The sequence below is a fragment of the Streptomyces sp. NPDC003379 genome, assembly GCF_053589195.1.
Genome location: NZ_JBSFRK010000008.1, coordinates 178,099 through 203,218 on the forward strand (window position 1 = coordinate 178,099; position 25,120 = coordinate 203,218).

A 25,120-nucleotide genomic window follows, 5' to 3' on the forward strand; every position below is an offset into this window, starting at 1 on the left:
CCCCCAGATGTGGGGCACCGCGTAGCGCAGCTCCCGCGACATCCGACTCGGCAGACCCCTGCGACCGACGCCCCACCCCCTGGGGCAACCGGAGGGACAGGGGCGGCTCTCGTGCGTTCAGTGAATGGTTCGGCGCGGACCGTCGTATAGCAGGACGACCTGACCGACCTGACCGAGGACGGTTACGACCTGGTAGTGATGCGGTTGTCCGTTGCCTTCGTTGGTGATCGCGCTCGAATTCTGCGGCGTTTGGCTGCCCGGCTGCGTGCAGAGGGTGTACGGACTGGCGGTGCCTCTCCTGCGCCCGGCCGGGACGTTCAGTGCGGAGGAGAAGCTGCGGCCCGAAGCGCACGCGGTCTTCGGCGGCGCGGTGGTCGATACTGACACACGCCTGCGGGCGGGTCCTGCTGGGCCGCTCGACCCGGGGCATATGGGAACTGCCTGGCGGGCGGGCGGATCGAGACAGGGCAAGCCGCACCGGCCGCTGCCGTGCGGGAGTTGGCGGAAGAGAGCGGCCTGTCGGCGCGCCAGCTGGGACGGTGAACTCGGGTTCCCCGAGCCACGCCTCTGCCATCGGGCAGGGCGTTGCTTGAGATGGCCTGTTTCAGGATGCCTTTTCGACGGCGGGCTTCTCGATCTCGGTGGTCACCCGTGCCCTTCGGAAGAGCACCGGGAGCCACAGGAAACATGCCAGCAGGGGGACCGCGGCGTAGGTGGCCATGCCCACGCTGGAGCCCAACCCGTCCATGAGCACGCCGAGAACGAGATAGCCGATGCCGATGAGCGCCGACTCCACGAATGCGATCATCGACAGCAGGCTCGCCCGGTGGCGCGACGGCACTGCCTCGTTGAATACGTTGTCCGCGATCACGGCGGTGATCTCGGGAATTCCGACCAGGACCAGGAACGCGGCGATGGTGACCCAGACAAGGCCGAGGCCGCTCAGGCCGAGCGCCACGGCGAGCGTCAGGAGAGACACCGGGACGATGACCCGATACCCGAAGCGCCGGTCCGCGCGGTCCGACAGCAATGGAATGAGCCCGCCGACGAAGAATCCCGCCGATATGACCGCGCCGACCAATGCGGTGCCCGCTCCCTGATCGGAGAGGGTCTTCTGCGTAAAAATGATGTACGGCGTCAAGGTCGCATGCATCACTCCGGACACCACGACAAGCGTCACGAGCGCCGGCGTGGCGACCCGAAGCATCGCCCGCCATGCTGTGGCGTCGCCGTGCCCCTCCTCGGCTCCGTCCTGCTCGTCCACCGCGTCCGCGCCGCGGATCTCGGGCACCCGTGACATCAGCACCACCACGGCCAGGACGAGGCACGCCGCCGAACCGGAGTAGACGACTCCCCAGGAGATCTGCTGCAGTTGGCCGCCGAGGACGATGGCGGCTCCCGAGGTGACCGTCCCGAGCATGGTGAACCGGGACTTGATCTTGACGTAGCCGGTCGTTGCACCACGGCGCACGAGCAGGTCGTACAGCAGGGCGGTGTCCGAGCCGGACACACATGCCATGCCCACGCCCTGCCCGATGAACAGCGCCAGGAACACCCAGTAGTTGGAGGACGTCACCTGACCGAGCAGGCAACCAGCTATCAGCACCTGGCCGATCGCGATGCCGGCACGCCTGCCGACTCGGTCGGCGATGACTCCTGTCGGCAACTCCGCAAGCCCGCTGACCAGATAGAGCAGTGTCTGAAGGAGGGCCACTTGCCCGGCGGAGAAGCCTCGCTCATAAAGGAAGAGGACGAATACGCCGCGCTGGAACAGCGTGTTGGCGAGCACGGCGTATACGTAGAACGGGCGCGCGACGCTTCGTGCTGCATCGTCGACTGCGGCCGGCCCGCCAAGGGCCTCCGTGGTGCCGGTCATGCTGCGGGCTCCCCTGGTGACTCCGGTGATCATTGGTGTCGGGCCGCCTCCGCCGTCGACCGGAACCTCAAGTCCGTACTTCGCGCAGGACATTGGGCCGCCCCTCCGGGAAGCGTTGTCGGCGCCGCGGCCATCCTCGGTGGAGGTGTCAAATGCCGACGTCGTGAGCCGGGCAGTATACGCAGCCACGCGTGGACACGGCACAGCGGCAGCATTGCCCGCCGGATTGGCGCAGTGCCCGCGATACGTCGCCTGGCCTGGCCCGTACCAGATCCCCTGCCGAACACTTCGACTTCGCTCACTGGGGCGAAACGGTGCAGCGTTATGGCGGAGTCTGTGAGTGCCGTAACCGCATGACTGGTCATGCGCGGGCGGCGCGTTGGTCGTATCGGGTGGCGACTACCCGGCCTTTGCGGAAACGGGCATGCCCGTTTCCGAGCACCACGGCTCGTTCAACAGACCTGGACGGACATGTCGCGGATGCCCTTGCTGCGAGTGGCCGTCACCGCGGCGACGGCCACCAGGGCGGGGAAGACCAGCATGGCCGGTGCCGGGCTGAAGCGGGCCAGGAGGGCACCGGCCAGGGCGGGGGCGAGCGCGGCGGCGGAACCTGCGGCGAGCAGTACGCCACTGACCACGCGGCCTTGCAGGTGGTCCGGTGTGACGGCGGCCTGGTGGGCGAAGAGCGCCGCGTTCGCCGTGGGCCCGAGGAACACAGCGGCGGCCAACGGTATGGCGGCCAGCACACTGCCCGCCAGCAGCGTGCTCACCGCCATCAGCGCGGCGGTCGTCCAGCACAGCAGCCTCATCAGGACGGGCAGCCGCAACCGCCGCTGCAGCGCGGGGGCCACGAGAGCGCCGAGGAAGCCGCCCAGCGCGAAGATCGTGCCGGCGAGACCGACCAGGGCCGGGGGGACGCCCGCGTCGAGCAGGGCGAGCGTCATCGCGAAGATCATGCCGGTGAAGGCCATGTTCAGCGGCGCGGCGATCACCAACAGGGCACGCAGGAAGGGATGTCCGAGGAGGAAGCGCAGGCCCTGCGCCGCGGAGACGGCGGCGGGCGGGGCCGCCTCCCGCCGGGCCTCCTGAAGAGGCCGCCGGATACAGGCGACGGCCACGAGGGAGAGCAGGTGGCTCAGCGCGTTGCCGAGGAAGGGCAGGGCGCGGCCGAGCCCGAACAGCAGGCCGCCCAACGGCGGACCGGTCAGCGAAACGGCGTACGTGCGCGCCTCGTTGCGGGCGACGGCGGCGGTGAGCTGGTCGGGGCGGACCAGGCTGCGCACCGAGGCGTGCTCCGCGGTGCTGAAGACGGCCGTGGCGGCGGCGGTGGCGATCACCACCGCGACGATCACCGGCAGGCTCGCGGCGCCCGCCGCCACTGCCCAGCCGAGCAGCGCGTACCCGACGAGCCGCAGCACATCGCAGGTGATCATCAGGCGGCGCCGGTCGAGGCGGTCGGCGAGGACACCCGCCGGCAGCCGGCACACCAGGGTGGTGACGAGTCCGGCGGTGCCGACGAGCCCGGCCTGCGCCGGGGACCCGGTCTGCTGGAGCACCAGCAGCGGCAGCGCCAGTTCCACCATGGCGCCGCCGAGGTCGGACAGGCACTGCCCGGACCACAGCAGGTTGAAGTCGCGGTTGCGCCACAGCCCCGGCGACCGACCGCCGTCCGCCGTCCCGGCGGTGCCCTTGCCGACGGACGGCCTACTCACAGCGAGTCCCCGGCGAACGCGGTCCCGGCCGCTCCGGCCCCACCATCCGCGCCGGTCACGCCCGCGCCTGCCGCCCCGCCCGGGACCGGCTCCGCGTCGTCCGTATCCCCGGCACTCCGCGCGTTCTCGGGTTCTGGGTTCCCAGCGGTGGGTGCCGTCTCGCTCGGGTCCGTCACCGGGATGACCATCATCTTCGTGACGGAGCCGTCGTCCGCGACGACATCCCGGACGTGGCGGAACCCCATGCGGCGGCAGAGGGCGAGGCTTGCGGTGTTCTCGGCGCCGACCATGCCGTACGCCTCGCTGAGCCCCAGGTTGTCGGCGGCGTGGCGGAGCAGGCCGCGTACGGCCTCGCCGCCCAGCCCGTGCCCCCAGTACGCGGGGGCGAGCGCGGTGACGAGTTCATGGCCGTCGACGTTGCCGGTGCGCTTCACCTCGGCGTGCCCGATGTAGGCGTCCGCCAGCCACAGGCCCCACACGTCGAACCGGTGCCGGGGGTAGACGTCGGTGAGGATGGTGCGGAACACCTCACGCAGCTGTGGTTCTGGTACGAGCTCCTGGCCCATCCAGCGGCACACCTCCGCGTCCCGCAGCAGCGCGACGAAGTGGTCCTCGTGGTCGGGTCGGTACGGGAGGAAGTCCAGGCGTTCGGTGCGCAGGACGGGGGTCATGACGGGCTCCTCGGGGGCGATGCCGTGCGGTGGTGGGCCGAGGGCGGTGGGGCGCCGGAACGGCGACGCGTGGGGGCGGGGCGCCGGGCCGGCTCGGTGCGGCCGGCCCGGCGTGCGGGTGCGCGGGCCGGTCAGGCCCCGGCGTTCTCCATACGCTCGCGCAGGCTCCTGGGCCGCATGTCGGTCCAGACCTCGTCGACGTAGGCGGAGCACTCTGCCTCGGTGCCCTCCTTCCCGACGGGCTGCCAGCCCGCGGGCACCTCGATGTCGGCGGGCCAGAGCGAGTACTGCTCCTCGTCGTTGCGCAGCACCTGGTAGCGGGTGTTCTCGTCCATGTCGTCCTCTTTCGTCGTCCGGTTTCGTCGTCCGGTTCGGCTGATCGATGAGTAGTCGAGGGGTGGGTGGTCGGGGCGCGGGGTGCGCGAGGGCCGTGCCGGGCGGTCCGCCGGGACGGGGCCTGGCGGGGCCGGGGTGTTGTCACCTGCCTCCCCGGGCGTGCCGGGCGAGGTGGCGCAGGGCCTCGGCGAAGTCCTCGGCCGCCCGGCGCACGCTCGCCGTGTCGTGGAGGCCCGGCCGGTGGTGCCAGGTGAAGGCGAGCCGGCCGTGCTGCACGGCGCCCACCACCTCCACCGGGTGCGAGCCGGGATCCCGCGGGTCGTGGTCCTGTCCGAAGGAGCCGTGTTCGGCGCGGACCAGGCCGCCGTCCGCCGTCTCGGGGCGTGCGTCCCACTGGCCGAGGTAGTTGAACACCACCTGGCTGTGGGCCCGGTCGCCGAGGCGTTCGCGGGCCTCGGGCGGGCCGAAGGTGCGCAGGGCGCCGTAACCGATGCCGTTGCCGGGCACGGCGCGCAACTGGCGGCGGACCGACTTCACCAGGGACCGCCAGTCGCGGTCCGGGCCGAGACCGCCGGGGTCGGGCACCTGGATGGCGACCGGATAGACCGTGGTGAACCAGCCGACGGTGCGCGAGAGGTCGACGTCGTCGAGCAGGTCCTCCCTGCCGTGGCCCTCCAGGTCCAGGCGGACCCGGTCGTGGCCGGTCCAGCGGGCCAGTGCCAGGGCGAGCGCGGTGAGCAGTACGTCGTTGACCCGGGTGCGGTAGGCGGTGGGCGCGGAGCGCAGCAGGGCCGTGGTGTCGTCCTCGTCGAGTTCCACGCTCACCGTGGCGGCCGGTCCTGACCCGGCTGCCGGGTCCGGGTCCGTCGGGGCGGGCTCGGCGCCCGCCGTCTGCTCCCAGTGCGGCAGTTCGTGGTCGAGGCCGCCCTCGGCGACGTGTTCGGCCAGGCGCCGGGACCATGCGCGGAAGCTCGTGCCGCGCTCGCCCAACGCGACCGGATCGCCCTGGAGGGCCTGCCGGTAGGCGGTCTCCAGGTCGTCGCGCAGGATGCGCCAGGAGACGGCGTCCACCACGAGGTGGTGGGCGACGAGGAGGAGGTACGCGGGCCGGTCCGGGTCCCCGGTGAACAGGGCCGCCCGCAGGTGCGGGCCGTGGGCCAGGTCGAAGCTCGCGTGGAGATCGTCGGCGGCCTTCGCCATCGCCGCGTCGGCGTCCTCGGCGGACAGACCCGTCAGGTCGTGACGTACGAGGATGTCGTCGTCGGAGGTGGCGTGCGGCGGGTTGAACTGCCGCCAGCCGTGCTCGTCCCGGGTGAAGCGCATGCGCAGGGCGTCGTGGTGCTCAAGGAGGGCGTCGAGTGCGGCGCGCAGCGCCCGCGGGTCGGGGCGGCCGTCGAGTTCAAGGAGCGCCGACTGGTTGAAGTGGTGGTGGGCGGCGCGGGGTGTGGTGAGGAACCACTCCTGGATCGGGGTGAGCGGTACCTCGCCGGTCACCGGGCCGTCGGCGGAGCGCCGGGGCGCGGTGCGGACCACGGTGGCCAGTTCGGCGACACTCTGGTGCGTGAACAGGTCCCGGGTCGCCACGTGCAGTCCGTCGCGGCGCATCCGGGAGACGACCTGCATGCTCAGGATGGAGTCGCCGCCGAGCGCGAAGAAGTTGTCGTCGGCGCCGACCTCCGCGATGCCGAGCACATCGGCCCAGATACGGGCGATACGGCGTTCGGTGTCGTTGCGCGGCGCGGTCCGCGGGCCTTCCGCGGCCTGGGCGGGCCCGGGTGCGGGCAGCGCCCGCCGGTCGGTCTTGCCGTTCGGGGTGAGCGGCAGCCGGTCGAGGGTGACGAAGACCGACGGCACCATGTGCGGGGGCAGCGTCCCGGCCAGATGCAGCCTCAGCTCCCCGACGGGCAGCGCGGACCCGGACGGTTCGGTTCCCGAGGAGCCGGTTCCCGTCGGTTCGGGGTGGCCGGGAGGGGTGGCGGGTGTGGTGGTGGGCGGCTGTGCCGGTACGACGTAGGCGACGAGCCGGGCCGGTGCGCCGGGCCCGTCCCCCGCGCGGACGACCACGGCCGCGTCCCGCACCAGCGGGCTGCGCCGCAGCGCGCTCTCGATCTCCCCGGGCTCGATCCGGAAGCCGCGCAGTTTGACCTGGTCGTCGGCGCGGCCCGCGAACCGCAGCCGCCCGTCGGCGGTCCAGCGGACCAGGTCGCCGGTGCGGTACATCCGCTCCCCCGGCGCGTCGAACGGGTCGGGCAGGAACCGCTGGGCGGTGAGCCGCGGCCGGCCCAGGTAGCCACGGGCGAGGCCGGGCCCGGCGATGTACAGCTCGCCGGTCACGCCGGGCGGTACGGGGCGCAGGGCGGCGTCGAGCACGTATACGCGAGTGGCGCCCGAGGGGCGGCCGATGGTCGGGGTGCCGGTGCCCGGGGTCAGCGGACCGGTCCAGGTGGCGACCACGGTGGCCTCGGTGGGGCCGTAGGAGTTGACCATGCGGCGGCCCGGGGCCCAGGTGTCGACCAGGTCGGCCGGGCAGGCCTCGGCGCCGACGATGAGGGTGCGCAGGTGGGGCAGGGCGGAGGCGGTCTCCGGCGGGAGTGTGGCCAGCGCCGCCGGCGGGATCAGCGTATGGCTGACGCGCCGTTCGGCGAGCACCTCCGCCAGCCGCTCCCCGACCAGTGGCCCTTCCTCGCCCGTCACCAGCGCGGCTCCGCTGAGCAGGGAGACGCACAGTTCGAGGACGGACGCGTCGAAGCTCGGGGAGGCGAACTGGAGCACCCGGTCGCCGGGGCCCGCCGCGTACTGTTCGGCGGCCGCCGCGGTGAAGGAGGCGAGGCCCCGGTGGGTGACCACGACGCCCTTGGGCGTGCCGGTGGAGCCGGAGGTGTAGATGACGTAGGCGGAGTGGGCGGGAGTGAGCGCGGTGGTGCGGTCGGCGTCCGTGAGCGCCGTGTCCGGCCCCTCGGTGGACCACACCTCGGACGGGTCGTCGAGGACCAGGTGGGCGCCCGCGTCCCGAACCATGAACTCCCGTCGCTGCGGCGGGTATTCGGGGTCCACGGGCAGGAAGGCCCCGCCCGCCTTGGCGACGGCGAGCTGCGCCACCACGGCCGCCGCCGAGCGCGGCAGTGCGAGGGCCACCACGCGCTCGGGTCCGACGCCGTCCCGGACGAGCCGGTGGGCCAGCCGGTTGGCGGCCCGCTCCACGTCGGCGTAGGTCAGCTCCCGGTCGCCGTCTATCAGCGCCACGGCGCCCGGGGTGCGTACCGCCTGCCGTTCGAACAGGGCGGGCAGGGTGGCCTCGGGCACCGGGCGGAAGGTGCCCCGGCCCTGCTCCAACAGGTTCTCCCGCTCGTCGTCGGAGGCCAGCGGCAGCGCGCCGAGCGGGCGGCGGGGGTCCTCGGCGACGGCGTGCAGCAGCGTGCCGAGCTGTGCCGCCATCCGTTCGGCCGTGTCCGCGTCGAACAGGTCGGTGTTGTAGGTGAGCAGGGCGTGCAGGTCGCCGGAGTCGGTCTCGGCGAACTCCAGGGTGAGGTCGAACGCGGCATGCTCCGAGTCCGGTTCGACGTCGGCGACGTCCAGGCCGGGCAGGTCGAGGGCGACGGCCGGGGTGTTCTGGAGGACGACCATGACCTGGAAGAGCGGGCTGCGGCTGGTGTCGCGGACGGGCTGCACCTCGTCGACGACCCGTTCGAACGGTACGTCCTGGTGGGCGAAGGCGTCCTGGACGGTCTGCCGTACGTCGCCGAGGAACGCGGTGAACGGCCGGTCCGCCTCGGCCCGGGAGCGCAGCACCAGGGTGTTGACGAAGAAGCCGACGAGGGCCTGCGTCTCGGGCCGGTCGCGGCCGGCGTTGACGGTGCCGACGGTGATGTCCTCGGCGCCGGAGAGCCGGGCGAGGTAGCTCTGGGCGGCGGCCACGAGCGTGGTGAACAGGGTGGTGCCGTGGTCCCGGGCGAGCCGGGTGAGCCGTCGGGCGGTCCGGGCGGGCACCACGAGCCGGGTGGTCGCGCCGGTACTGGTGCGCACCGGTGGCCGGGGCCGGTCGGTGGGCAGCTCCAGCGGTGCGGTGTCGGCGAGTTGCTCCTTCCAGTAGGCGAGGTGCTCTGCGGCCTCGGTGGCTCCGGTGGTGCGCTGCCAGTGGGCGTAGTCGGCGTACTGCACCGGCAGCGGCGCCAAGTGGCTGCCTGTAGCGCCGAGTTCGGCGCGGTAGAAGTGCGCGAGGTCGCCGAGCAGGACGGAGGTGGACCAGCCGTCGGTGACGATGTGGTGCAGGGTGAGGGCGAGTACGTGGTCGTGCTCGGCGAGCCGGAACAGACCGGCGCGCAGCAGCGGGCCCTCGCGCAGGTCGAAGGGGCGGACGCGTTCCTCGGCGAGCAGGCCGCGCACGGCCGGTTCCCGCTCCCCCACACCGAGCCGGGACAGGTCGTGCACGGGCAGGGGCACGTCGTGGGGCGGGTGGACGCGCTGGATGCCGTGTCCGTCGACGCTGTCGAAGGTCGTACGCAGTGACTCGTGCCGGGCCACCACGGCGCCGAGGGCGGTGCGCAGCGCGTCGCTGTCCAGGGTGCCGCGCAGGCGCAGGGCGAGCGTGGTGACGTACTCGGCGCCGTCGGGCTCGAACTCGTGCAGGAACCACAGGCGTTGCTGGGCGTGTGACATCGGCGCGACCGCGTCGCGGGCGACCGGGACGAGGCCCGGGCGGCCGGGGTCCCGCCGGTCGCCGAGCAGGCGGGCCAGGGCGGCCGGGGTCGGGTGGGAGAAGACCGCGCGCGGTGTGACGTCGGTGTCGAAGGACTCGGCGAGGCGGGAGGCGAGCCGGATGCTGAGGATCGAGTCGCCGCCGAGCTGGAAGAAGTTGTCCTCCGCGCCGGGCGGTTCACTGCCGAGCACCTCGCCGAAGAGGTCCGCCGTGCGGCGCTCGGCCTCGGTGCGGGGCTCGACCCGCTCGCGGCCCGGCACGGCGTCCGGCGCGGGCAGGGCGGCCCGGTCGACCTTGCCGTTGCGGCTGAGCGGCAGCGCGGCGAGCGGGACGACGGTGGTGGGCACGAGGTAGTCGGGCAGGGCGCGGGCGGCGAACGCCCGCAGTTCCTCGCCGCCCTGGCCCGCCGGTCCGACGACGTAGGCGACGAGCCGCTTGGCGCCGGGGCGGTCCTCGCGGGCCAGGACGGCCACGTCGACGACGTCCGGGTGGGCGGCGAGCGCGGCCTCGACCTCGCCGGGCTCCACCCGGAAGCCCCGGATCTTCACCTGGTCGTCGGCGCGCCCGAGGAACTCGACGGTGCCGTCCGGGCGCCGCCGCGCCAGGTCGCCCGTGCGGTACATGCGGGCGCCGGGAGGACCGAGCGGGTCGGCGAGGAAGCGGGCGGCGGTGTCGCCTGGGCGGCCCAGGTAACCCCGGGCGACGCCCTCACCCGCCAGGAACAGCTCTCCCGGGCAGCCCGGCGGTACGGGCCGCAGCCGGGCGTCGAGGACCAGCGCCCGCATGTCGTCCAGTGGCCGCCCGATGGGGATCGTGCCGGGCACCGCCGCCGGGTCGGAGAGGGCGAAGGAGGTCGCGAAGGTGGTGGTCTCGGTGGGTCCGTAGCCGTCCACGACGGTCAGGCCGGGGCAGGCGTCAAGCACCCGGCGCACGGCCTGCGCCGGTACGACGTCACCGCCGGTCCACAGTTGCGCGAGGCCGCGGAAGCAGTCGGGCGCGTCCTGTGCGAGCAGCCGGAACAGTCCGGCGGTCAGCCACAGCGCGGTCAGCCCGCCGTCGGCGGCGATCCGCCGCAGCGAGGCCGCGACGACGCCGCCGCCCGGAGCCACGACCACGCAGCCGCCGTTGAGGAGCGGTGCCCACACCTCGAAGGTGGCGGCGTCGAACGCCACCGGCGAGTGCAGCAGCACACGGTCGCACACCCCGCTGGTGAACCGGCTGTCGGTGGCCAGCGCCGCCACGTCACGGTGCCGCACGGCGACCGCTTTGGGCAGCCCGGTGGAGCCGGAGGTGAACATCACGTACGCCAGTTGATCGGGGTCCGCGGAGGTCGGCGGCTCCGCCGCGGCGGACTGTGCGGGCGGCGTCCGACTGTCCGTGGTCCCGATGTCGTACGCCGACCGGTCCGCGTCCGGCGCCCCGGTCGCCGCCGGGCCGGGCTGGACGGACGGCGCCGACTTCTGCGCGGCTCCCGTGCCGTGCGTCGGCCGGTCGGGGTCCGCGGAGGTCAGCGGCTCCGCCGCGGCGGGCTGTGCGAACGTCTTCGGGGTCCCGGTGCGGGCCGCCGCCACCTCTGTGGCGGTGAGTCGGAGGGTCGCGCCCGCCTGGGCGAGCAAGGTGTGGCGGCGCTCCTCGGGGGCGCGGGTGTCCACGGGGACGTAGGCGCCACCGGCCAGGAGCACCGCGAGCTGGGCGACGACCAGTTCGGCGGAGCGGTCGAGGAGCAGCGCCACTCGGTCCTCGGGGGCCACTCCGGAGGCCCGCAGTCGGTCGGCCAGTGAGTGGGCCCAGGAGAGCAGTTGCGAGTAGGTCAGGCGGCGTTCGCCGTCGTGGATCGCGGGCGCGTCCGGGGTGCGCCGGGCCTGCGCGGTGAACAGGTCGACGGGGCTGCGGGGCGCGGTCCGGCGGGCGGTGGTGTTCCAGGCGGCCAGCAGCTCGCGGTCGGCCGGAGCGAGCATGTCCAGGTCGTTCAGGTCGGTGTCGAACCCGTCGGCGAGGGCGGTGAGCAGTCCGGCCAGCCGGTCCGCTGCGCGCTCCGCGGTGGCGGTGTCGAAGAGGTCCGGGTCGTAGGCCAGGTCGAAGCCGAGCCGTTCGGCCAGGTGGGCGCGGAGGCACCAGGGGAAGGTGGTGGCGTCGTCGGCGCGGACCTCCTCGACCCGGACCCCGGTGCGGGCCGTCGCCGACTCGTCCACGGGGTAGTTCTCGAACACCACCATGCTGTCGAACAGCGCCTCGCCGGACGGGACTTCGCTCACGGCCTGGATGCGGGGCAGGGCGAGGAAGTCGAAGCGGCGGGCGTCGCTCTGCCGTTCCTGGAGGTCGCGCAGCCACGGCAGCACCGGCCCGGTGGGTATACGGACCCGGGTCGGCACCGTGTTGATGAACATGCCGATCATGCCTTCGACGCCGGGCAGTTCGGCCGGGCGGCCGGAGACGGTGGTGCCGAAGACCACGTCGTCGCGTCCGCCGGAGCGGGCGAGGAGCAGCGCCCAGGCGCCCTCCACCACCGTGTTCACGGTGAGTCCGGCGCGGGCGGCACTCTCCCGCAGCCGCCGTGAGACCCCGTCGTCCAGCTCATGGTGGACGGCCGCGGCGGAACGGGCGCGGTGGGCCTCGGCGGGCGTACGGTCGTACGGCAGCGGGGTCCGGGCGGTGAACCCGGCGAGGGCGTCGGCCCAGTGCCGCTCCGCCGCCGTCTCGTCCTGCTCCCGCAGCCAGTGCAGGAAGTCCGCGAAGGGCCGCCGTACCGGGGGTGCCTGGTCCGGGCCACCGGTGAGCGCGGCGTAGCGTTCGCAGACCTCGGTGAGCAGCTGCCCGGTGCTCCAGCCGTCGAGGACGATGTGGTGGGTGGACCACACAAGGAGTACCTCGTCGCCGGGCAGGGCGGCCAGAGTGAGCCGGGTGAGTGGCGCCGTGCCGAGGTCCATGCCTGCGGCACGGTCCTCGGCGAGCAGCCGCTCGGTGGCCTCGGTGCGCTCGGCGGGTGTGAGCGTACGCCAGTCGAGGTGGCGTACGGGCAGTTCCGCGTGGCGGTGGACCACCTGGACCGGGTGCGGCAGGCCGTGCCAGTGGACGCTGGTGCGCAGCGCCGGGGTGCGGTCGGCGACCTGCTGCCAGGCGGCGGCGAAGGCCTCGGGGTCGGCCACGCCGGACAGTCGTACGGCCGTGCGGTCGAAGTAGGCGTGCTCGGTGTCCACGAGGCCGTGGAAGAGCATGCCGGACTGGAGCGGAGTGAGCGGCAGGACGTCCTCGACGTGCCGGCTGTCGCCCAGGAGCCGGTCCAGCTGCTCCTGGCCGAGGCCGGTGAGGGGGAAGTCGGAGGGGGTGCGGCCGCCCGTCTCGGGGCGGGCGCAGTGCGCCACGATCTCCCGCAGGGCCGCGAGCGTGTCCTGTGCGAGCTGCTGGACGGTGGTCCGGTCGTAGACGGCGGCGGGGTAGGTCCAGCCGAGTTCGAGCTGCCCGTCCTGGACCACGCCGGTGATGTCCAGGAGGTAGGGCCGGGGTGTGTCCGGGTCGGTGTCCCGTCCGGCCGGGGGCAGGGCGCCGCGCAGCAGGCCACCGGCGGTGCCCGCGTCCCATTGGCCGTGGTAGTTGAAGCCGACCTGCGGGGCGGGGGCCGCGGCGAGCGGACTGTCGGGCACGAGGTGACGCAGGGCGCCGTGGCTCAGGCCGTGCAGCGGCACCGCGCGCAGTTGCTCCTTCACCGAGCGGAGGGTGTCGTGCCAGCCGTCGTCCGGGGCGACGCGCAGGGCGAGCGGGAACTCGGCGGTGAACCAGCCGACGGTCCGCGACAGGTCCACGTCCGCGAACAGGTCCTCCCGGCCGTGACCCTCTACGCCGAGCAGAACGGTGTCGCGTCCGCACCAGCGGGCCAGGGTGCGGCCGAGGGCGCTGAGCAGGACGTCGTTGACCTGGGTGCGGTAGGCCTGCGGCACCTCGCGCAGCAGGGCTTCGGTGGTCCGCGCGTCCAGGGTGACGGTGAGGGTGGCGGCGCTGCCGTGGGTGTTCGGGCCGGGGCGGCCCGCGGGCAGGGCGGCCGGTGCCGTGCCGGTGCGGGTCCAGTACGGCAGGTCGGCGTCGAGTGCGCCGGAGCGGGTGTGCCGGTCGAGGCGGGTGGCCCAGCGGCCGTAGGACGTGCCGGTCGGGGGCAGTTCCACGGGTCGGCCGAGCGCCACCGCCCGCTGGGCGGTCTCCAGGTCCGCGAGCAGGATGCGCCAGGAGACGCCGTCGATGACCAAGTGGTGGGCGGTGATGACCAGTTGTCCACGCCGTCCCGGACCGCGGTCGAAGAACAGCACGCGGACGACCCGCCCGTGGGCGGGGTCGAGGGCGGTCTGCGCCTCGTCCGTCAGCCTCTGCACCTCGCCCTCCAGTGCCGTGTCGTCCAGGCCTGCCGCGTCGTGCCGGGTGAAGACGCCGTCCGGCGCCTCGCACAGGACGTCCTGGCGCCAGCCGTCGGCGGTGCGGCGGAACCGCGTGCGCAGGGCGGCGTGGTGGCGTACGAGGGCGTCGGTGGCAGCCTGGAGCGTGGGTCCTGTGGCGTCCGGGGCGAGTTCGAGGCGCTGGGTCATGGTGAACCGGAGCGGCTGCCCGGATTCGCGGCCGTCCAGGTACCAGTGCTGGATCGGGGTGAGCGGCGCCTCAGCCGGTTCCTCGGCGGCACCCTGCTTCGGGGCGGACTCCCGTACGCACAGGGCGAGTTCGGCGACCGTCTGGTGGCGGAAGACGTCCTTGGTGGTGAGGGCGAGTCCGGCCTGCCGGGCGCGGGAGACGATCTGGATGCTCAGGATGGAGTCGCCACCGAGCGCGAAGAAGTTGTCGCGGGCGCCGACACGTTGGACGCCGAGCACCTGCGCCCAGATCGCGGCCAGACGTTCTTCCGTACCGGCGCGGGGAGCGACGTAGGGCGTGTCGCTGTCGGGCTGTGCGGGCGGGGCGGGCAGGGCGCGCCGGTCGGTCTTGCCGCTGGTGGTGCGCGGGATGCGGGCCAGCGGGACGAACGCCGCGGGCACCATGTGGTCGGGCAGGGTGCGGCGCAGCGCGAGGCGCAGGGCGTCCGCGGACGGGACGCGGTCGGCGGCGGGCACGACGTAGCCGACGAGCATGAGGCGGCCCGCGTTCTCGCGGGCGGTGACGGCGGCGTCGGCGATGTCCGGGTGGTCCAGGAGGGCGGCCTCCACCTCGCCGGGTTCGATGCGGAACCCGCGGATCTTGACCTGCTCGTCCGCCCGGCCGAGGAAGTCCAGGAGTCCGTCCCGGTCCCAGCGGGCCCGGTCGCCGGTGCGGTACATCCGCTCGCCGGGCGCCCCGAACGGGTCGGCGAGGAAGTGGGCGGCGGTGAGGCCGGGCCGGTTCAGATAGCCGCGGGCCACCTGCGCCCCGGCCAGGTACAGCTCGCCGGGCGTGCCGGGCGGCACCGGGCACAGGGCGGCGTCGAGGACGTAGGCGCGCAGGTTGCCGCCGGGGCGGCCGATGACCGGGCGGTGCGGCTGGTCGGCGCAGCGGCCGTAGACGGCGTCGACGGTGGTCTCGGTGGGCCCGTACATGTTGTACACCGCCACGCCCAGGTCCTGTTCGGCGCGCACGAGGTCGCGCCAGTCGCCCGCGGTGACGGCCTCGCCGCCGACGAGCAGCAGGCGCGGGTGGTGGCGGTCGGCGGCGAGCAGTCCGGCGGCGGTGAGTTCGCGCAGGTAGGACGGGGTGACGTTGACCAGGTCGAGGCGGTGTTCGGCGACCTGGGCGCAGAACGCCTGCGGGTCCAGGCGTACGTCCTCGTCGATCAGGTGGACCTCGTGGCCGAGGGCGAGGAGCAGCGGTCCCTCCCAGGAGGTGTCGAAGGAGAAGGAGGCGCTGAGCGCGGCCCGCAGCCGCCGTCCGTCGGTGGCGTGCGGGGCGAGCAGGTTCGCGCGGTGGTCGTGGCAGAGGTTGACCAGGTTGCGGTGTTCGACGGTGACGCCCTTGGGGCGGCCGGTGGAGCCCGAGGTGTAGATGATGTAGGCGGTGTTCTCGGGCAGCAGGGGCCGGACGCGGTCGGTGTCGGTCGGGTCGTGGGCGGGGAGCCGGTCCCAGGGCACCGCGTCGAGGCCGGTCAGCAGGGTGTGCGGGCGGGCGTCGGCGAGGAGGAAGTCCTGCCGTTCGGTGGGGAGTGCGGAGTCCAGGCAGAGCAGGGTGGCGCCCGCCTTGAGGACGGCGAGCACCGCCACCATCAGGTCGGAGGTGCGCGGCAGCCGGACGGCGACCACGTCCTCGGGTCCCGCGCCCTGGGCGATGAGGTGGTGGGCGAGCCGGTTGGCGCGCTGGTTCAGCGCGGCGAGGTCCAGCGTGGTGTCGCGGGCGACCAGGGCGGTGTGCTCCGGTGTGCGGGCGGCCTGCGCCTCGAACAGGGCGGGGAAGGTGGTGTCCGGCTCGGGCAGGCGGATGCCCTTCCCGTGGCGCAGTACGTGGTGCCGCTCGTCGTCGGTCATCAGCGGCAGCCGGTCGGCGCTCTGCCCGGGGTCCGCGGCGATGGCCTCCAGCAGGATGCGCAGCCGGGTGGCGAGGCGTTCGGCGGTGTCGGTGTCGAAAAGACCGGTGTTGTACTCCAGGTGGCCGGTGAGCCCGTCGTCGCCTTCCACGAAGTCGAAGGCGAGGTCGTACGTGGCGACACGCACCGGCGGAGTCACCGGCTCCGCCGTCAGGCCGGGCAGTCGGAGCGGTTCGGCGCCGAGGTTGTGCAGGGCGACCATGACCTGGAACAGCGGGGTGCGGCTGGTGTCCCGTTCGGGCTGGAGGGCGTCCACCACGCGCTCGAAGGGCACCTCCTGGTGGGCGAACGCCTCCAGAGCGGTGTCGCGCACCTCGGCGAGCAGCTCCCGGAAGGGCACCCCGGGGCGGATCCGGGCGCGCAGCACCAGCGTGTTGACGAACATGCCGACCAGATCATGCAGTTCGGACCGCTCGCGGCCCGCGGTGACGGTGCCGACGGTGACGTCGTCCTGGCCCGCCCACCGGGCGAGCAGCGTCTGACAGGCCGTCACCAAGGTCATGTAGAGAGTGGCGTCGGCCTCCCGTGCCCGTGCGCGCAGCCGCTCGGTGAGCGCGGCGGGCAGGGTGAAGGTCACCAGGGCGCCGTCGCGGGTGCGGACGGCCGGGCGCGGCCGGTCGGTGGGCAGCTCCAGCGGGCTCACACCGTCCAAAGCCCGGCGCCAGTAGTCGAGTTCGTCCTCGGCACGGTCGGCGCGGGAACGCTGCCAGGCCGCGTAGTCGCTGTAGCGGACGGGCAGCGCGGGCAGCTCCGGTCGGCGGTCCTCAAGGGCGGCCGCGTACAGCTCGCCCAGGTCCCGGCCCAGTACGCCGATGGACCAGCCGTCGGTGACGATGTGGTGTACGGCCAGGACGAGGACGTGCTCGTCGGGGGCGGACCGGGCCAGGTGTGCCCGCAGCAGGGGGCCGACGGCCAGGTCGAAGGGGGTGGCGGCGACCTGCTCCACGAGACCGTCCAAGGCGGCGTCGTCCGGGAGGTCAAGGACCGGCAGGTCCACGGGCCGGGGCGGGTGGACGATCTGCCGGGCCTGGCCGTCGTGCTCGGCGAACGTGGTGCGCAGCGCTTCGTGCCGGGCGACCAGGCCGTCCAGGGCGGCGCGCAGGACGGCATGGTCCAGCGGACCGCGCAGCCGCAGCACGGACAAGGTCGTGAACTCCGTGCTGCCCGGCTCGAACCGGTCGAGGAACCACAGGCGTTGCTGGGAGTACGACAGGGGTGCCGGGGTGTCCGGGGCGGTGGCCGGGATGACGTCGGCGGTGTCCGCGCCGCCCGGTTCGCCCAGGGCGGCGGCGAGGTCGCGGAGCGTGGAGTGGGTGAACAGCATGCGGGGCGAGACATCCGTGCCGAAGGCGGCGCGCAGCCGGGAGGTGACGCGGACGGCGAGGATGGAGTCGCCGCCGAGGGCGAAGAAGTCGTCGTCCGCGCCGACCTCGCCGGTGTCCAGTACGTCCGTCCAGGCGGCGGCGACGAGCCGTTCGGCCGGGGTGCGCGGCGGGGTCCGCGGGCCGTCGGCGGCGAAGCCGTCGGGTCCTGGCGCGGGCAGGGCACGGCGGTCGAGCTTGCCGTTGGCGGTGAGCGGCAGCGCGGCCATCGGCACGTAGGCCGCCGGCACCATGTGCGCGGGCAGCAGCCCTTCGAGGTACGCGCGGAGCTCGGCGGCGGGCGGCGGCGCGGCGCGCTCCCCGGTGCCGGTTCCGGTGCGTGTGCCGCTGCCGGTGTGTGTGTCCGTGCCTGTTCCGCTGCCTGTTCCGGTGCCGGTGCGTGTGCCTGTTCCGGTGCCGGTGCCTGTTCCGGTGCCGCTGCCTGCGCCTGCGCCTGTGCCGCTGCCGCTTCCTGTTCCGCTGCCTGTGCCGACGACGTGGGCGACAAGCCGTCGCGTCCCGGCGGTGTCCTCGTACACGCCGACGGCGGCCTCGCCGACGCCGGGGTGGCCGTGCAGGGCGGCCTCGATCTCGCCGGGTTCGATGCGGTAGCCGCGGATCTTGACCTGCTGGTCGGCGCGGCCCAGGTACTCCAGGGTGCCGTCGGCCCGCCGACGGGCCCGGTCCCCGGTGCGGTACATGCGGGTGCCCGGTCGGCCGAAGGGGTCGGCGAGGAAGCGGGTCGCGGTCAGTCCGGGCCGGTTCAGGTAGCCGCGCGCCAGGCCCTCACCGGCCACGAACAGTTCACCCACGGCGCCCGGCGGTACCGGCTGGAGCGTGCCGTCGAGGACGTAGAGCCGCAGGTCGGGGATGCCGGTGCCGATGGGGCTCGCGGCGGCGCCGGGGCGGGCGGCCAGGCCGCTGTCGAGGCCCGCGTAGGTGACGTGCACGGTGGTCTCGGTGATGCCGTACATGTTCACCAGACGGGGCGCGGTGTCCGGGTGGCGGGCGTACCAGTCGGCGAGCCTGCCCACGTCCAGTGCCTCGCCGCCGAAGATGACCGTGCGCAGTGCCAGGCGGTCGCCGACGGCGGGGAGTTCGGCGTCCGCCCGGATCAGCGGGTAGAACGCGGACGGCGTCTGGTTGAGGACGGTGACCTGCTCGTCGGCGAGCAGGCGCAGGAAGTCCTCCGGGGAGCGGGCGGTGTCCTCGGGGACGATCACGAGCCTGCCGCCGTACAGCAGCGGACCCCACAGCTCCCATACCGAGAAGTCGAAGGCGTACGAGTGGAACAGCGTCCACACGTCGTCGGCTCCGAAGCCGAACCAGTGCCGGGTGCGGGTGAACAGCCGGACCACGTTGGCGTGCGGGACGACCACGCCCTTGGGGCGGCCGGTGGAGCCGGAGGTGTAGATGGCGTAGGCGGGGCTCTCGGGCAGCGCGCGCCCGGCCGGGCCGTCGGCCGGGCGGCGGGCCAGGTCGGCGCACACCTCCGGGTCGTCGAGGAGCAGACGGGATACGTCCGGGCCGGCCGCGGCGATCTGCCGGGTGGTGACCAGAGCGACCGGCCCGGCGTCGGCGAGCAGCTGCCGGACGCGCTCCGCGGGCAGCCGGGGGTCGATGGGCAGGTAGGCGGCGCCCGTCTTGAGGACGGCGAGGACGGCCACGACGAGGTCGGCGGAGCGGGGCAGCGCGAGGGCGACGAACGCCTCGGGTCCGGCGCCGAGTTCGGCGAGGCGGTGGGCGAGACGGTTCGCCCGTGCGTCCAGGGTGGCGTAGTCGAGCCGCTCGTCACCGCAGGTGAGCGCCTCGGCGTCGGGAGTGCGGGCGGCCTGGGCGGCGAACAGGGCGTCCAGCGTGTCGGCGGGCCTGCCCTCCTCGGTGCCGTTCCAGTCGACGAGCATCCGCCGCCGTTCCTCGGCGGTGGTCCAGGCGAGGGAGCGCACGGGCCGGTCCGGGTCGTCGGCCAGCTCCGCGAGCAGCAGGCAGAGCCGGTCACCGAGGGCGCGTACGGTCGTGGCGTCGAACAGCTCCGGGTCGTAGGCGAGGTCGAAGCCGAACCGCTCTCCCTGGTAGGCGCGCAGCACCAGCGGGAAGTTGGTGGCGTCCCGGGAGGAGACGTCGGTCAGGCGTATCCCGGTCGTGGCCGAACGCGCCTCGTCGAAGGGGTAGTTCTCAAAGGCCACCATGCTGTCGAAGAGGGGGCTGCCCGCCGGTACGTCGCTCAGCGAGGTCAGTTCGGCGAGGGAGACCGCCGCGAACCGCCGTGCCTGCGCCTGTTCCTCCTGGAGGTCCCTGAGCCAGGCGGCGGCCGTGCGGCCGCCGTCCACGCGGACGCGGGTGGGCAGGGTGTTGATGAACATGCCCACCATCGACTCGGCGCCGGGCAGGTCGTCGGGCCGTCCGGAGACGGTGGTCCCGAACAGCACGTCCGGTTCGGCGCTGTAGCGGGACAGCAGCAGCGCCCAGGCGCCCTGCACCACCGTGCCGAGGGTGAGCCCGGCCGTCCGGGCGGTGTGGGCGAGGCGGGTGGAGACCTCGTCGGACAGCGCGCACGTGTGCACGTCGGCGGACCGGGTCTCGTGGCCGGGGCGCCGGACGCGGTCAACGGGCAGGGGGGTGGGGGTGGCGAACCCGTCGAGGACGGTCCGCCAGTGGGCGTCGGTGGTCTCGGTGTCCCGGTCGGCCAGCCAGCGTACGTAGTCGCCGAACGGCCGACGTGCCGGTGGCCGGGGCTCGGCACCGGTGGTGAGCGCCGCGTACTCCTCGGACACGTCGGTGAGTACCTGGGCGAGGCTCCAGCCGTCCAGGATCAGGTGGTGGGAGGTCCACAGCAGGTGCAGCCGGGCGTCGGGGAGCCGGACTAGGGTGAGCCGCATCAGGGGTGCCGTGCCGAGGTCGAGGCCGCGGGCGAGGTCATCGGCGCGCAGCCGGTCAAGGCGCTCGGCCCGCTCCGCCGCGTCCAGCTCGCGCCAGTCCAACTGGACGACGGGGACCTCGACCCGTCGGTGCACGACCTGGAGCGGCACGGGGACGCCCTCCCACACCACCGAGGTGCGCAGGGCGGGAGTGCGGTCGGTGACCCGCTGCCAGGCCAGGGCGAGGGCGTCGGGGTCGCTCACGCCCTCAAGGAGCAGCGCGGCCTGGTCCACGTACACGTCGTCTTCTCCGCCGACCAGCCGGTGGAAGAGCATGCCTTCCTGGAGCGGGGTGAGCGGCAGCAGGTCCTCGATGTCCCCGCCGTCACCGGCGAGCCGGTCCACACCGGCCTGGTCGAGGCGGGCCAGCGGGAAGTCGGAGGGCGTACGTCCGCCCGCGCCGGGACGGGCGCAGTGCTCGGCGATGGCGGTGAGCGCCCCCACCATGCCCGCGGCCAGGTCCTGGACGGTGTCCTCGCGGTGGACCTGGTCGCTGTAGTGCCAGGTGATCTCCAGTTGGCCGTCGGTCACCAGGGCGGACACGTCGAGGAGGTGGTCCAGCGGCGCGTCGGGGTCCATGTCCCGGCCGGGTACGTCGGCGACGGGCGCGAAGTCGCCTCCGGCGGACGCCTCCCACTGCCCGTGGTAGGTGAAGCACACGTCGGGCAGCGGCAGTTGACCGAGTGCGCGGGCCTCGGGCCGGGGCGAGCCGAGGTGGCCGAGCGCCTGGTAGCCCAGGCCGCGGCGGGAGACGGCGCGCAGCCGTTCCTTGACGGACTTGAGGGTGGTTCCCCAGTGGTCCCAGTCGTCCGGGCCTGCCGGGGTCAGGGTGACCGGGTACTGGGTGGTGAACCAGCCGACCGTGCGGGACAGGTCGGCGCCCTCGTCCAGTTCCTCCTCCCGGCCGTGGCCCTCCAGGGCGACAGTCACCCGGTCGGCGCCGGTCCAGTCGGCGAGCACCCGGCCAAGCGCGCTCAGCAGCACGTCGTTGACCTGGGTGCGGTACGCGCCCGGCACCCGCCGCAGCAATGCCTCGGTGGTGTCCCGGTCCACTCGCGTGCTGACGGTGCGCACGGACCCGGCGAGCGGAGTGCCGGGCAGGTCGACGGGGAGCGGGGTGCGCGGCCCCGCCACCTCCTGCGTCCAGTGGGGCAGGTCGTCGTCGAGGTCGCCTGCCCGGACCCGTTCGGTGAGGGTCCGTGCCCAGTCGGCGAACGGGGTGTGCTCGGGCTCCGGCCGGGGTTCCTCACCGGCCGCGGCCTGCCGGTAGGCCTGCTCCAGGTCGGCGAGCAGGACGCGCCAGGAGACGCTGTCGACCGCCAGGTGGTGGGCGGTGAGGAAGAGTTGGGGCCGTTCGCCGCCGGGCAGCAGGGCCGCGCGCAGCAGGGCGCCGGTCGCCGGGTCCAGGGCCGCGCGGGCCGCTTCCGCGGCCTCGGCGGGCGGGGTCGTGGGCGCGTGGCGGGCGAGCAGTCCGGTCGCCGGACCGGTGCCGGGGTGCTGCCGCCAGGCACCGTCGGTGCCGTCGGTGCCGTCGGTGCCGTCGGTGCCGTCGGTGCCGTCAGTGCGGGTGAAGCGGGTGCGCAGGGCCGGGTGGCGGGCCACCACGGCGTGCAGCGCCCGGTCCAGGGCCCGTTCGTCGAGGTCGTACGGGAGGTCGAGCAGCATCGACATGGCGAAGTGCCGCAGCGGCCCGTGCGTGGCGAAGAACCACTCCTGGACGGGGGTAAGCGGGGCGGGCCCGTCCTCGTGCGGGCGGCGGGGCGCGGGCACGGCGGTGGTGCGGCTGGACGCGGCGGCGGCGAGGTCGGCGACCGTCTGGTGGCGGAAGACGTCCTGCGAGCCGATGTGCAGGCCCGCGGCGCGGGCGCGGGAGACGGCCTGGATGCTCAGGATCGAGTCGCCGCCCAGCTCGAAGAAGTTGTCCGTGACACCCACCCTGGCCACCCCGAGCACCTCGGCCCAGATTCCGGCGAGGGTTTCCTCGCCGGGGGTGCGTGGGGCTACGAACTCCCGTTCCTCCGAGGTGTTCTCCGGCGTCGGCAGGGCGCGGCGGTCCAGCTTGCCGCTGGTGGTCAGCGGCAGTGCGTCCAGCGAGGTGAAGGAGGACGGCACCAGCGCGTCGGGCAGCACTTCGCGCAGGGCTGTGCGCAGGTCGGCGGGGGCGGGCCGGGGCGCGCCGGGTGCGGGGACGACGTAGGCGGCGAGACGGTTGTGGCCGTGCGGGTCGGGCACGGCGACGACCGCGGCGGCGGCGACGGCGGGCAGCGCGAGCAGCGCGGCCTCGATCTCGCCGGGCTCGACGCGGTGGCCGCGCACCTTGACCTGGTCGTCCGCGCGCCCGAGGTAGTCCAGGCGGCCGTCGGCGGTCCAGCGGGCCAGGTCGCCGGTGCGGTACATCCGCTCCCCCGGTCCGCCGAACGGATCGGGCAGGAAGCGGGCCGCGGTCAGGCCCGGCCGCCCGGCGTAGCCGCGGGCGAGCTGTCCGCCCGCGAGGTACAGCTCGCCGCCGACACCGGGCGGCACCGGCCGGAGTCGGTCGTCCAGGACGTAGGCCCGTACTCCGGGCAGGGGGCGGCCCACCAGTGGGCGGTCACCGCCGTCGATACGGCAGGACAGCGCGTCGACCGTGCACTCGGTGGGGCCGTAGAAGTTGTGGGCGGCCACGTCCGGGTGGGCGGCCAGCTCGCGCCAGAGCGCGGGGCCGACCGCCTCGCCGCCGAGCATGAGGACGCGGGGGCGGTGCCGGGGGTCGGTGAGCAGTCCGGCGGGCAGCAGTTGCCGCAGGTAGGACGGGGTGACGTCGAGGAAGTCGATGCGGTGCTCGACGACGTACTCGACCAGCGCGGCCGGGTCCATCCGGGTGCTCTCGTCGACCAGGTGCAGCGGGTGGCCGTCGGCCATCAGGAGCACGCCTTCGAGGGAGGTGTCGAAGGAGAAGGAGGCGGTGAGCGCGGCCCGCAGCGGGCCGCCGCCCGCCTCGGCGACGAAGCCGTCCCGGTGGGCGGCCAGGAGGTGCGCCGCCGCGCGGTGGGTGACGGTCACGCCCTTGGGGCGGCCGGTGGAACCGGAGGTGTAGATGACGTACGCGGTGTTGTCCGCGACCAGTGGGGTGCGCCGGTCGGCGTCGGTGGGGTCGGTGTCGGGGGCGGTCGTGGGCACGGCGCGCAGGGCCGGTTCGTCAAGGACCAGGGCCGGGCGGGCGTCGTCCAGCAGGAACCGGACCCGCTCCTCGGGCAGGGCCGGGTCCAGCGGGAGATAGCCCGCGCCGGACTTCCAGACGGCGAGGATCGCGACGATCATGTCGGCGGTGCGCGGCAGCCGCAGTGCGACCAGGCGTTCGGGTCCGGCGCCGCGGGCGATGAGGTGGTGGGCGAGCCGGTTGGCGCGGGCGTTGAGCGTGGCGTAGTCCAGCCGTTCGCCGCCCGCGACGAGCGCGAGGGCGTCGGGGGCCTGGGCCGCCCGGCGTTCGAACAGCTCGGGGTGGGTGGTGTCCGTGACGGGGAGCGGGGCGGGGTTCCAGTCGTGGACGAGGCGCCGGGTCTGCTCATCGGACAGCAGGGGCAGGCTGCCCAGCGCCCGGTCCGGCGCGGCACAGGCGCCCTCAAGGAGGCGTATGAGCTGTCCGGTCATCCGCTCGGCCGTGGCCGCGTCGAACAGGTCGGTGCGGTACTCAAGGACGCCGGTCAGGCCGTCCCCGTCCGGTACGAACTCGATGCTCAGGTCGAAGGTGGCCGCCTGCCGGGGCACGGTGACCGGGGTGGCGGCCAGGCCGCGCGGGGCGGTCGCGGCGGGCGGGTCGGGGTGCAGCAGGACCAGCACGTCGAACAGCGGGTTGCGCCCGGCCTCGCGGGGCGCGCCCACCGCCTCCACGATCCGCTCGAACGGGGTGTCGCCGTGGGCGAAGGCGTCACCCACCGTCTCGGCCGCCCGTGCGAGGAGTTCGCGGAAGGACCCGGACGCGTCCACCGGGGTGCGCAGCACGACGGTGTTCACGAAGAACCCGACGGTCCGTTCCAGGTCGGTGCGGGAGCGGCCGGGCGTGAGGGAGCCGACGGTGATGTCGTCCTGGCCGGACCAGCGGGCAAGGAGTGCCTGGGCGGCGGCGACCAGGGCGGTGTGCAGGGTGGTGTGCTGCTCTCGTGCGAGGTCGCGCAGGCGCGCGGTCAGGGAGGCCGGAACGGCGAAGGCGCTCACGGCACCCTCGCCCGCCTCCTCGCCGCGCCGCGGCCGGTCCAGGGGCAGCTCGGGCGCCACCGCCCCGGCCAGCCGCTCCCGCCAGTGGGCGAGTTCGCCTTCGAGGCGGGTGCCCGAGAGCCGGCCGCGCTGCCACACCGCGAAGTCCGGGTACTGCGTGGCCACCGGCGGCAGGGTGGGCGCGGCGCCCTGCGCGAGGGCGTCGTAGGCGGTGCACAGCTCGTCCAGGAGGATGCCCATCGACCAGCCGTCCGTGACGATGTGATGGGCCGTCAGCACCAGGACGTGGGAGGTCGCGGACTCGCGCAGCAGCAGGGCGCGCAGCAGCGGGCCGTCGCACAGGTCGAAGGGCCGGGAGTACTCGGACAGGAGGTCCTTGTCCAGGTCGCCGGTGTCCCGGACCGGCAGTGGTACCGGGCCCGCCGGGTGGACGCGCTGCACCGGGCGGCCGTCGGTCTCCTCGAAGGTGGTGCGCAGCGCCTCGTGCCGGGCCACGACGGCGGTCAGGGCCGCGGCAAGGGCCTCCTGGTCCGGCGCGCCGGTGAGGCGGAGGGCGACCGCGCTGTTGTAGCGGGCGTCGCCGGGCCGCAGCTGGTCCAGGAACCACAGCCGCTGCTGCGCGAAGGACAGCGGCAGCGGGCGCTCCCGGTCGGCCCGCGGGATGCCCTGCCGGGCGGCCGGGGCGACACCTCCGGCCGCCCGGCCCGCGAGCCGCCGCCGCAGCGCCTCCCGCATTTCCTGAGGCAGGGCCTCGGCACGGTCCCGCCGGGAGGGACGGGAGGGACGGGAGGGCTGAGAGGGCTGAGAGGGCTGAGAGGGCCGTGCGGAGTCGG

6 protein-coding genes are annotated in these 25,120 nt (G+C 74.2%); 1 reads left to right on the top strand and 5 read right to left on the bottom strand.

All coding sequences use genetic code 11. The annotated features are described in order from the left end of the window. Nucleotides 1-441 precede the first annotated feature (441 nt). Nucleotides 442-543, top strand: coding sequence for an NUDIX domain-containing protein (locus ACWDVB_RS10410; protein WP_451514437.1), 102 nt, complete (start codon nucleotides 442-444; stop codon nucleotides 541-543). A 61-nt stretch (nucleotides 544-604) separates the two neighbouring features. Here ACWDVB_RS10410 and ACWDVB_RS10415 read toward each other — a convergent pair whose 3' ends face one another. The 5 genes from ACWDVB_RS10415 to ACWDVB_RS10435 form a co-directional block, all read right to left on the bottom strand. Further along, the gene (locus ACWDVB_RS10415; protein WP_451514311.1) at nucleotides 605-1,876 is read right to left on the bottom strand and encodes an MFS transporter; all 1,272 of its coding nucleotides are present in this window, start codon (nucleotides 1,874-1,876) and stop codon (nucleotides 605-607) included. A gap of 452 nt (nucleotides 1,877-2,328) precedes the next feature. Then, nucleotides 2,329-3,588, bottom strand: a complete 1,260-nt coding sequence (locus tag ACWDVB_RS10420; protein ID WP_451514310.1) for an MFS transporter — start codon at nucleotides 3,586-3,588, stop codon at nucleotides 2,329-2,331. Then, nucleotides 3,585-4,259: a GNAT family N-acetyltransferase gene (locus ACWDVB_RS10425; protein ID WP_451514309.1), complete on the bottom strand. Its 675-nt coding sequence runs from the start codon at nucleotides 4,257-4,259 to the stop codon at nucleotides 3,585-3,587. Before ACWDVB_RS10425 ends, ACWDVB_RS10420 begins: the two co-directional genes overlap by 4 nt. Before the next feature lie 131 nt (nucleotides 4,260-4,390). Beyond that, the gene (locus ACWDVB_RS10430; RefSeq protein ID WP_451514308.1) at nucleotides 4,391-4,594 is read right to left on the bottom strand and encodes an MbtH family protein; all 204 of its coding nucleotides are present in this window, start codon (nucleotides 4,592-4,594) and stop codon (nucleotides 4,391-4,393) included. A 142-nt stretch (nucleotides 4,595-4,736) separates the two neighbouring features. Continuing rightward, nucleotides 4,737-25,022 carry a non-ribosomal peptide synthase/polyketide synthase gene (locus tag ACWDVB_RS10435; RefSeq protein ID WP_451514307.1) on the bottom strand — a complete coding sequence of 6,762 codons (20,286 nt, stop codon included), beginning with the start codon at nucleotides 25,020-25,022 and terminating at the stop codon, nucleotides 4,737-4,739. Nucleotides 25,023-25,120: the final 98 nt, after the last annotated feature.